Genomic DNA, 9,989 nt, shown 5'->3' with positions numbered 1-9,989 from the left:
GCATCAGATGAGCACTTGCCACCACGGGTGACGAATCGGGGAAATAGAGCAGGGCTAACTCCTGCTTGGTGTAACTTCGTAAATCCATAAACGTTGTTATAATGTTGAATGTTTAATTTTCCCACAGATAACACAGATTTTCACAGATTTCGACTCCTTCGGAGTTCTTCCATTGAGGTTTGGTGATAACTGTTGCTTGCAACGAGAGAATCTGTGTAAATCTGTGAGATCTGTGGGAGACTAAGATACTATCCGTAAATATGATACTTAGCTATCGTAACCATGATACTTAGCGGTCGTAACTATCTTGTTTATGCCAGGGGGTAACTAGGGTGAGTAGAAAATCGCTTTTCCTAGGAGTCTATATATATACTATATCTTTCCTATAGTAAACGAACCTATACATAGGAAAGTCTTAGAAAGTACCCTCCCCTTACTTACCCTACCCACCCCTAGAAGGGAAGATCGGGGTCGGTTTCCTGCTGGGAATAGTCGTCCTCTGCCTCCATTGCCAGGCGTACTTGCTGTGCCTTGATCATGTCGCCGTCACGCTCTATCACGAGATAGCCCCAGCAGTGGTTCACCCTCACCTTGCGGAATCCCAGCTCACAGAAAGCCCTGCCCACATATACGGCACTGAGCTTCTGGCTGATGCCCGCTCCGATAATCTGCAGGGCACGGCTGGCAGTCATGAATATGCCATGCTGCTCCTCGGTGGGATGGGCGAAGTAGAGCGCAACGAGTTCCCGCTCCAGACGGGGTGCCTCAAACTTGTGGTTGTGAAGGTTGAGTTCAATGATTTCTTGCTGCGTAAACCAATATCTGAAGCCTGAGCGCAGCAGATGCAAAGCCTGGGCATAGATGTGGGGATAGTCGAAGGGATGCTCACGGGGCGACTGGATGCTCTCCACCTCGAAGGGCAGCCAGCGGCGATTGCCCGTAGGGTCGGAGAGGAACTGAACGTTGTTGCCTGTGGCGGCAAACGAGGCTATATGTGGCCGATGCTCTGCGAAATGGGCGTAGGCTGCACGCTCGTCGATGGTGAGCATGGTGACGGCAGCCTTCAGCTGGTTCAGCTCTGAGGGCTTCATCGTGTCCAACTCCTCGCAGAGCATCAGTCCGTAGGTGGCTAGCACCAGCAGGTCATCCTTTGTGAGACGGCTGGCGTTGGTCTTGGTGTAGAAATACTGGCGCAATTCGGGTGGCAACAACATGGCTATCCAAGTGCTCTTGCCGGAGCCCTGTGCGCCTATCAATACGATGATTACATTGTTTACCACGTCGTCGAGCGTCCATCCTGCCAGCATTCCCACGAGCCACTTGCGCAGGTAACAGGCCCATAGCTTCTGTTGCTCCTCGCCACCCTTGATGGTCACGCTGTCGGCAAGCTGCTGTATGTAGTCGGTGTCGCCCTCGTGCCATTCGGGAAGGCTACCCAGATAGTCGGTGAACGGATTGAACGGCTGCACATAGTTGCTCTCGATGACACGGAAGAAGTCTTGCACCGCGGCACGGTTTGTCTTCGACATCTCGCTCCACAGGGTGTTGACCGCACGGTCGTTGATGATCTGCCAAAGTCCTGGGGTAGAAGAATCCTCTCCGTCGCTTTCTTCCTTCATGCGATACTCCACCCTCATGGTAATCTGGTTGTACCTCAGATCCACGTGTTCGCCCAGAAACCGGATGATGTCGTTCACGGAAGCCGACTTGCCCGCCTCATGGCGACGGTTTTGCAGCTCGTGCTTGCGCTTGCCGTGCTCCTCAGTCTGACGGTAGCAACTGTCCACGACAGCCTTCGGGCGCTCGTAGTCGGGAAACTCCTGGCAGATGAACTCCAGGGCGGCATCGGCGGAGAAACCGAAGGCATTGAGCTTGTAGGCGAGGCACGACACATACTCGTTCTTGCTGCCCGCCACATAAGTCTTCATCTCTTGCTCCAGTTCCTTGGCAAGCTTGTCTTCGTAGAGGCGGTCAATCTTCTTCACCTCCCGTCGCAATCGAGCCGTGGCATTGTCCTGCAAGGTCTTCTCCTGTTGCCGTGCCACCAGCCAGTCGTAGCTGAAAGGTTCTGCATTGGGTCGGAAGAAGGCATCAGGGTCGTAGGCGGCACCCATCAGTCTGCCCAGGTTGCAGCAATGCTCGTCGTACTCCACGCCCAGCAGGTCGGAGAAATACTGGTTGCCATGGAGGAAGGCAGTGGGATAGAACTTCATCTGCTCCTCCAGCGTCATGCCCGGTTTCATCTCGTAGCGATAGAGCACGCGCAGTCCCTCACCCGAAGCGGTGATGTGGAAGAACAAAGTGTGTCTGTCCTCTCTCAGCTTGGCGCAGAGTTCGGCTAGCTTCTCCTTCGGCACGTGGTCGAAGTCAGAAAATCCGATGCCCGTCACCTCGATGATGTCCTTCTTCGCCTTGCCACCCTGGAAGACGCAGGTCACTGAGAAGCAGTAGCACTGGCTCTTGTACTCCCTCTGGTGCGTGATGCGGTAACGCTTCGTCAGTTCGGCGAGCTGCTTGTCGCCCCTGATGATGTCTACCATTTGCTGGAACTTGATAATAGCAGGCTCGGTAGACTGATAGCCATTGAAAATGTTAATATTCATAATTGCATTTCCTATGTTTAGTTAATAAAAAAAATTGTTAGTTGTTTAACGAATTCATCGTTTTTTTTCTAACGCTGGCAAAATTATAAAAAGTCGGTGACATATCATCGCATTTGTTTCCTAGCTAGGGAACGAGTTTTTAACATAAATAACGTTTGAATTCATGAGCAACCAGAAAGATTATGTTCCAGACCAGCTCATCATCAAGATTGGTGATTGCCTGTTGGCAGTTGATGGCTTAGGTCATCAAGTGTATAGTGCAAGATATTTAGAGAAGAATCATCTCAGCGGCAGGGCGCAGTATCATTTCCGTCACCACGAGTCGGTTTCAGTGATGCAGCTGTACGCCGCCATCCGCATCCTTCTCATCAACACCTCTTCAGTCTGGGACCGCATACTTCTGATGTGTCGCATACTGGATATCTTGGAGCAATGCTTCTGCGACTGTTATTCCGGTGTCACCCTCCATCCCTTTGACGGTGGCATGGAGAAGAGCGTCCGCGAAAAGATGCTCTCCGTGGCCGGCTACGACTTCGGGGCGGTGATAAGCGATGTGGGGGATTGGAAAAGGAGGGAATGAGAAATGGATAGTCTATAATGCCGTCTTTGCAATTGTGATGTCGCCTTTCTGTAATAGTTCATGCCCAGGCGGTCCCATCCCGCACAATATGGCGTAGACCGCTTTGGTCCGCCAACCTTAGAGCGTAGCGGTTCTGAGCACCGGAGAGCGGTTCCCCTCTTCTACCCTGAGGGGGAGAAGACCGAGATGAGAGGTGGAGCCTTCCTTAAGGATAAGGAAGGACGGGTAGGTTTTCGAACTTCTTATTTTTAAGAACAAAAGTTAAATCAATGAATATAGTAAAAACAGAAATTGAAGGCGTACTCATTATAGAGCCACGACTCTTCCGTGATGCTCGCGGCTACTTCTTCGAGAGCTTCAGCGAGCGAGAGTTTGAAGAGAAGGTTGCCCCAATCCTGGGACACAGTGTTCACTTCTGCCAAGACAACGAGTCTATGAGCAGCTATGGCGTGATGCGAGGTCTGCACTTCCAGCGTCCACCTTATACACAGAGCAAGTTGGTGCGTTGCGTAAAGGGCAGAGTCCTTGATGTAGCTGTAGATATCCGCAAGGGTTCACCAACCTATGGCAAGCATGTGGCTGTAGAACTGACAGAAGACAACCATGTTCAGTTCTTCATTTCAAAGGGTTTTGCTCATGGTTTCGCCGTTCTCTCAGAAACAGCCGTATTCCAATACAAGTGTGATAACTTCTATCATCCGGAAGCCGATGGTGGTATCAGCATCCTTGACGACACCTTAGGCATAGATTGGAAGATTCCAACCGATCATGCCAACCTTTCAGAAAAGGATACGAAGCACGAAATGTTAAAGGATTTCGATAGTCCATTTGACATCAATGTGGATTTATATAAATAAGTAGCATTGATTATTTTTTAATATATGAAGTACTCCATAATACATATTTCTGACATTCATAAATCGGATGATGTTGATTATGAGTCTCTTTATCAGTCTTTGAAGCGAGATTTGGATGCTTATACTTCTCATGAAGGTATAGTGAAGCCATCTTTCATCGTTGTTAGTGGAGATTTGATTCAAGGTGCTTATACTGACGAGGAAATAAACAAACAATATTCTGATGTAGAAGATTTTCTTGATAAGATTTGTAAACTATATCTAGATGGTAACCGCAAACGATGCATTGTAGTCCCTGGCAACCATGATGTAAATCGAAGAATTACTAAAGCTAGTGTAGTTCTATCTTCGAAGCCATATAATGAGAATCTTAAGGAGTATTTCTCACAGGCTTCAAATTTGCGTTGGAATTGGAAAGATCGGAATTTTTACGAGATTAATGATGCAGAGAATTATAAGAAACGATTTGACTTGTTTGTCTCATTTTATAACCATTTTTTTGAAGGGATTAGAAAATATCCGATAAACCCTGAATGTCAAGCCTATACTTATACTGATGAAGAATGTAAAGTTACCTTCTGTGGGCTAAATAGCTGTCATAAATTAGATCATTTATGTGATACAGGTAATATTGCCGAGGATGCTCTAATTTCTGTTGGGGACGAACTAATTGACAGTTATAATCAGGGATTTCTTAATATAGCAATATGGCATCATCATTACTATGGACGCCCATTGGAAACGAACTATATGGATAGGTCGATATTGACAGATTTATTGAGCAATGATGTTCATATAGGACTTTTTGGGCATCAGCATCATTTTCAAATTGCTGAGGAGTATTCTGATATGCTTTTATCAAAAGACGATAAAGTACAAAAGCTTTTGTTGGTAAGTTCAGGAACTCTTTTTGGTACAAAGAAAGAACTTGCATTTGGAGACCATCGTCAATACAATGTTATAGAGGTAGAACATCATAATGGATGTGCTGATATATACATAAACATTCGTGAGGATAAGAATCCTAATCCGAATAATAAAATTCCACATTGGGCAATGAAAGCATTGCCTAATTCCACAAATAAGATTCATTATCAAGTTTGCTTAAAGGAAATTTCTCCTGAAAAAGTTCTTTTGCAAATCGATAGAAAATGCAAGGAAACTGGCGACTATATAGCAGCCTGTGAATCAATCAAACAGCTTGAGGCAGATACAAATACTTCTTATAATCCTTTTTTCAAAAACTATTTGAAAGAAGTTAGCGATTATGAGTATGTTTATGACAATATCAAGGAAATCCATTCGGTTGAAGATGCTGTATTGAAACTTGTAGCAGCTAGTCAGCTAAATGATGTAGATAAGAAAAAAGCACTATTGGAAGACCCTCAATTGCAGGCGATGGATGATATGAATGTAAAAACATTGTTGAACGCATTAAAATAATTCTACTTATGAGCAATAATACGTTGTATGTTTCCATGGAGTTTGATGCAAAGCAGATGATTCGCATATTGGGTAATGATTTGTACGATTCTCCTTTAGCTATGCTACGTGAGAATGTCCAGAATGCCTATGATGCGATATTGGAAAGGAAGCAAGTTGATTCAGATTTTTCTCCTATTATAAAAGTTGAAATATCTGATACGCAAATTATTATAGAAGACAATGGTATCGGTATGAATGACGATATTCTTACCAATAACTATTGGAAAGCCGGCAATAGCGGTAAGAATAACCCACAAGCAATTGCTGCGGGAGTTGTTGGACATTTTGGTATTGGGGCGTTGGCTAATTTTGGAGTCTGTACTAAGTTAGAAATCCAAACGCATCGCTTTGGGGAAGAAAAGTCTTTTACTTCTGTTGCGTTGCGTGATAAGCTAAACGTTAAAGAGTCCATACCGATTGTTACACATCCTGCAAATGAATTCCCGATTGGTACACGCATTGCAGCAACATTGGAAAACCAAGGAGTTATTAATGCTGATTCTGCAATAAACTATCTTCGCCAATATATTGAGTATATAGAGATTCCTGTAACGATTAATGGAAAAGAGTTTCCAAAGAAGAACATCACATTTGAGCGTAAGTTAACAGATGTACATGTTGTAGGGCTAGACTATGCTTATAAATTAGATATTGGCTATGGAAATAGTATGCCTTTGCAAGTTAACATAATGGTCTATGACATCTATAATTATGGCACCAAACTAAATGGGTATCTATATTTAAATGCATCAGACAGCTCTTTAATGGGGCTTCGAAACGGATTTGGCTTATCCAATATAATTGTACATTCTGAATATAATTTTGGAGGTGTGGCAAATTTAGATTGTCTCGTGCCTACAGCTGGTCGTGAGGCTGTAAGTCGTGAATCTACGCAATTGGTTTATTCGTTAATACAATCTGTGGAAAGAAAATGGACCGAAATTATTTCTCAGGATGTAATATGTGATCAATATCGTGATTATCTAAAATATGTAGCTAATAATTTTGAGTTAAAATTAGCATCTCATGTCAAAGTAAAGGTTGCCAATGAAGAAAATTACATAGAACTTGGTACTATTACATTAGATACTGCAAAATTATATAAATACGCAGATGGTGTAGATGCGACAGTCTTAACTAAATTCAAAAATTCACCAGAAACGGTATTATCCATATCTGACAATACTTATAGAAAACGGATTCAGCGTCTTTATCTTCAGCAGATGAAAGTTGCTTCTATCCCGAATACCATACAAGTACTACATGAATATACCCAAAATGAATTGACGGTAGATCAGTTCTTTGTGTTGAATGAACTTAAAAGCATAATAGAAGAGGATTATTATGTTAAGGGGTTTGATATTAAATTTGCAGACATTTCTCATTACCTTAATGTGTTTGTTACGCATGATTTGAATAATGAAACCTTTTGCATCTACATCTCACCAAATAATGACGATGTCAATCGTTTGATTTCTATCAGAAAAGAGAATTATCGTTTGTTTACTCCGATTGCAAAAGATTTTGTTAGAGTGGTTTTATATCAGCAATTCTCTGCTTTTATTCCCAAAGGTGTAAAGGAAAGAACTGATTATATCACAAGAGTCCTCCATAACACTAAAGATGAGTATGTCATACCTTACGACATGATGGGTACTATGGATGAGATGATAAACAAACTCCGAGCAGAAGAGATTTCTGCAGAGGATTTCTTGAAGTTTGCCAAGGCGGAACGCAATAAGCATCAGCAAACTATAAACAAGTCACAAGTAGGTGATGTGTCTGAAGTTATTTCTAATATAGAAAGCAATGCTTTAAATAAGTCGAAAGATGCAGTTGCCAATGTCGAAAATAATGAAATTTTACCAATGCCGCCTATCATGTGTCTTGATGTAGAGACCAAATTACGTATACTAAAGACAGAAACCTTTACACCTGTACTGCAAAATAATAAAATGTTTATGGCGTTGACAGACAAGATGGTAAAGCAAAAGCGTATATTCTTCTCTTCCCCTCATACAACAAGGATTATTTGGAGTATGCATAGGTTGATATATATATTCACGGATGCTTATGGTAAGAATACACTCTATTATGATTTGGAGTTGACGCGAAAAATACCAGATTCAACTGGTGGAAAGACAATACGTTCTACAACGATAATAACAAAGGATAAAATCTTTGTTCCTATTGTTCCTGAGTTATATGACTATTTCAATCTGAATATAGATGAGAAGCTCAAATTCTATGTTCGTTTTGATGAAATTGAAAACTCGTAAAAATATGATGAAGATAAAAATACAAGAGATAAAAGATAGAGGCAATGACGAAGAACGTATAGTTCTCAAAGTCTTGGAAGACTGTAATTTGTGCCGTTATTTAGTGTTGGATACCACATTTGATAAGGATGGTAATCTATCCAATAAAAATAGACATGTCTATGCCTTTGGTGATGTGCCTGTTCGAAAAGGTGACTATGTTGTTCTCTATACTAAGGTTGGTAATGATGTAAGACAAACAAATGCAAATGGTACAACTAGCTACTTCTTTTATTGGAATATGCTTAATCATATTTGGAATAATGAGCGAGATATAGCCTTTTTAGTTCATTATGATGAATGGGATAGATTAGAGAGCAAAGATTAAATAATCAATTACCTCATTTTGAATATAAAAGCATTGGAGGATGATGCAGAGTTACAAGATAAGGTACTGAGCATTCATCATTCTACAATGATTACTATAAGTAGCACTAAAGCTGCTAAGATTATAGAGAACCAAAATGGTGTGTCTTTCACCAATACAATAGGATAAAATGAAAGGTAGTGATTAAGACGGTCCCATCCCGCAAAACATGGCGAGACCTTTGATGGCCCGCCAACCTTAGAGCGTAGCGGTTCCGAGCACCGGGTAGGGCGGTTACATCCCCGCTTCCTGAGGAAGAGGGGCTTGGGGAGAAAGTGGAGCTCTCCTTGCAGGAGAGACGGAGAGGTAGAAAAACTCCTTCTTTAATGGGAAAAAGCGATGCCAATGAGTGCAATGAAAGCTCGCTTTCAAATTGCCGAGTGCAGCTCGCTTTATCAACAAAGAAGGACGGGTTGATTTTAGAAAAAAATAATAATAATATAAAACACAATATCATTATGAATGATTTTAAGAATATAAAAGTAGCAGTAGCCGGCACCGGCTACGTAGGTCTGAGCATAGCAACCCTGTTGTCTCAGCACCATCATGTAACAGCAGTAGATGTAATCCCAGAGAAGGTGGAGAAACTCAACAATAAGATTTCTCCAATCCAGGACGATTACATTGAAAAGTATTTGGCTGAAAAGCCATTGAACCTCGTGGCAACCCTTGATGGCAAGTCAGCCTATAAGGATGCAGACTTCGTAGTGATTGCAGCACCAACCAACTACGACCCAGTGAAGAACTACTTCGATACAACCCATGTAGAAGAAGTCATCGACCTGGTTCTGGAGGTAAACCCAGATGCAGTGATGGTCATTAAGAGCACCATCCCGGTAGGTTACACCCGCAGCCTCTACTTGAAGTATGCCAAGAAGGGCGTGAAGAAGCTCAACCTTCTCTTCTCTCCAGAGTTCCTTCGTGAGAGTAAGGCACTCTATGATAACCTTTACCCAAGCCGCATCATCGTAGGCTATCCAAAGATTATCGAGCGCCCTGAGTTTGAAGAGGAGAATGAGGCAATCAAGTCTGTAACCAATGTCGAGATGTTGAAGGAAGCTGCCAAGACCTTCGCCGCTTTGCTCCAGGAAGGTGCCATCAAGGAGAACATCGATACCCTCTTCATGGGTATGAAGGAAGCCGAGGCTGTCAAGCTCTTCGCCAATACCTATCTGGCACTCCGAGTAAGCTACTTCAATGAGTTGGATACATACGCAGAGGTAAAGGGACTCGATACCAAGGCTATCATCGATGGCGTAGGTCTCGACCCACGAATCGGCACCCATTACAACAACCCAAGTTTCGGCTATGGTGGTTATTGCTTGCCAAAGGATACCAAGCAGCTCCTGGCAAACTATGCTGATGTTCCAGAGAATCTGATAGAGGCAATCGTAGAGAGCAACCGTACCCGTAAGGACTATATCGCTGATGCCGTACTCCAGAAGGCAGGCTATTATAACGAGAATAGTACTTTCGATGCCAGCAAAGAACACAACTGCGTGATTGGTGTCTATCGTCTGACCATGAAGTCAAACAGCGATAATTTCCGCCAGTCAGCCATTCAGGGCATCATGAAGCGTATCAAGGCAAAGGGTGCAGAGGTAGTCATCTATGAGCCAACCTTGGAAGATGGAAGTACATTCTTTGGTAGCAAGGTAGTAAATGATATGGATACCTTCAAGAAGCAGAGTCAGGCAATTATCGCCAATCGCTATGATGCCTGCCTGGATGATGTAAAGGAGAAGGTATATACTAGAGATATTTTTAGAAGAGATTAAG

At 42.9% G+C, this 9,989-nt stretch carries 8 protein-coding genes; 6 read left to right on the top strand and 2 right to left on the bottom strand.

What is annotated here, in order from left to right; genetic code table 11:
- Window positions 1-88, bottom strand: an 88-nt coding sequence (locus F7D73_RS08405) for a DUF4248 domain-containing protein (RefSeq protein ID WP_153123844.1), incomplete at its 3' end; no start/stop codon positions are given.
- Window positions 89-452: 364 nt separating this feature from the next.
- The gene (locus tag F7D73_RS08400) at window positions 453-2,603 is read right to left on the bottom strand and encodes a VapE domain-containing protein (protein WP_153123838.1); all 2,151 of its coding nucleotides are present in this window, start codon (window positions 2,601-2,603) and stop codon (window positions 453-455) included.
- Between the two features lie 163 nt (window positions 2,604-2,766).
- Between F7D73_RS08400 and F7D73_RS08395 the strand changes: the two genes are divergently transcribed.
- The 6 genes from F7D73_RS08395 (at window position 2,767) to F7D73_RS08370 (ending at window position 9,988) form a co-directional block, all read left to right on the top strand.
- Window positions 2,767-3,183, top strand: coding sequence for a hypothetical protein (locus tag F7D73_RS08395; protein WP_153123837.1), 417 nt, complete (start codon window positions 2,767-2,769; stop codon window positions 3,181-3,183).
- 269 nt (window positions 3,184-3,452) lie between these two features.
- Window positions 3,453-4,040 (top strand): dTDP-4-dehydrorhamnose 3,5-epimerase, encoded by a 588-nt coding sequence (gene rfbC / locus F7D73_RS08390; protein ID WP_153123835.1) that lies wholly within the window; start codon window positions 3,453-3,455, stop codon window positions 4,038-4,040.
- 24 nt (window positions 4,041-4,064) lie between these two features.
- Window positions 4,065-5,483: a metallophosphoesterase family protein gene (locus F7D73_RS08385; RefSeq protein WP_153123833.1), complete on the top strand. Its 1,419-nt coding sequence runs from the start codon at window positions 4,065-4,067 to the stop codon at window positions 5,481-5,483.
- A gap of 8 nt (window positions 5,484-5,491) precedes the next feature.
- Complete coding sequence (locus F7D73_RS08380; RefSeq protein ID WP_153123831.1) at window positions 5,492-7,804, top strand: ATP-binding protein; 2,313 nt, start codon at window positions 5,492-5,494, stop codon at window positions 7,802-7,804.
- 4 nt (window positions 7,805-7,808) lie between these two features.
- Window positions 7,809-8,171, top strand: a complete 363-nt coding sequence (locus F7D73_RS08375; RefSeq protein ID WP_228117677.1) for a hypothetical protein — start codon at window positions 7,809-7,811, stop codon at window positions 8,169-8,171.
- A gap of 497 nt (window positions 8,172-8,668) precedes the next feature.
- Window positions 8,669-9,988, top strand: a complete 1,320-nt coding sequence (locus tag F7D73_RS08370; RefSeq protein ID WP_153123829.1) for a UDP binding domain-containing protein — start codon at window positions 8,669-8,671, stop codon at window positions 9,986-9,988.
- The last annotated feature ends 1 nt before the right edge of the window (window position 9,989 follow it).

Source organism: Segatella copri, assembly GCF_009494395.1.
In the GTDB taxonomy this organism is placed as follows: Bacteria; Bacteroidota; Bacteroidia; order Bacteroidales; family Bacteroidaceae; genus Prevotella.
Note: the sequence above shows the minus strand (reverse complement) of the source record. Positions and strands in the feature narration are given on the sequence as shown.

Excerpts from the sequence above, each read along its gene's own strand:
- F7D73_RS08385 (WP_153123833.1), top strand. The coding sequence starts at position 4,065 with ATGAAGTACTCCATAATACATATTTCTGACATTCATAAATCGGATGAT.
- F7D73_RS08395 (WP_153123837.1), top strand. The coding sequence starts at position 2,767 with ATGAGCAACCAGAAAGATTATGTTCCAGACCAGCTCATCATCAAGATT.
- F7D73_RS08375 (WP_228117677.1), top strand. The coding sequence starts at position 7,809 with ATGATGAAGATAAAAATACAAGAGATAAAAGATAGAGGCAATGACGAA.
- F7D73_RS08400 (WP_153123838.1), bottom strand. The coding sequence starts at position 2,603 with ATGAATATTAACATTTTCAATGGCTATCAGTCTACCGAGCCTGCTATT.
- F7D73_RS08370 (WP_153123829.1), top strand. The coding sequence starts at position 8,669 with ATGAATGATTTTAAGAATATAAAAGTAGCAGTAGCCGGCACCGGCTAC.
- F7D73_RS08380 (WP_153123831.1), top strand. The coding sequence starts at position 5,492 with ATGAGCAATAATACGTTGTATGTTTCCATGGAGTTTGATGCAAAGCAG.
- rfbC (WP_153123835.1), top strand. The coding sequence starts at position 3,453 with ATGAATATAGTAAAAACAGAAATTGAAGGCGTACTCATTATAGAGCCA.